The 242-nt window shown below is 31.4% G+C and carries 1 protein-coding gene; it reads right to left on the bottom strand.

Annotation, left to right across the window (positions count from 1 at the left end; genetic code table 11):
• Positions 1 to 69 precede the first annotated feature (69 nt).
• The gene (locus AACQ14_RS24840) at positions 70 to 204 is read right to left on the bottom strand and encodes a hypothetical protein (RefSeq protein ID WP_353514039.1); all 135 of its coding nucleotides are present in this window, start codon (positions 202 to 204) and stop codon (positions 70 to 72) included.
• Between the last annotated feature and the right edge of the window lie 38 nt (positions 205 to 242).

The following is a 242-nucleotide window of genomic DNA, read 5'->3' as shown; positions in this document are numbered from 1 at the left end:
AAAACCCTTTTCCAGCATATTATTCACTTCCTATCTATAATAAATGTCTACTAGTAATCTATATTCATACTACTCTTCTATTTGTAAAACTTCTTTTGGCACTTTGTTGAACAGTGGACTAACTGATTCTCTCCTGTGTATCCTTCTTATAGTCTCAGCGAATAGTGGTGCAACTGAAATTATCTTAACTTTTTTACTTTCCATAACATATGGATTGTATACTGAATCAGTAGAAATAAGCT

Source organism: Vallitalea maricola (assembly GCF_036985595.1).
In the GTDB taxonomy this organism is placed as follows: Bacteria; Bacillota; Clostridia; order Lachnospirales; family Vallitaleaceae; genus Vallitalea; species Vallitalea maricola.
The sequence above is the reverse complement of the archived record's forward strand: the minus strand, read 5'-3'. Positions and strand labels throughout refer to the sequence as shown.

Bases quoted from the DNA above. Each gene is read 5' to 3' on its own strand.
- AACQ14_RS24840 (WP_353514039.1), bottom strand. From the start codon at position 204: ATGGAAAGTAAAAAAGTTAAGATAATTTCAGTTGCACCACTATTCGCT.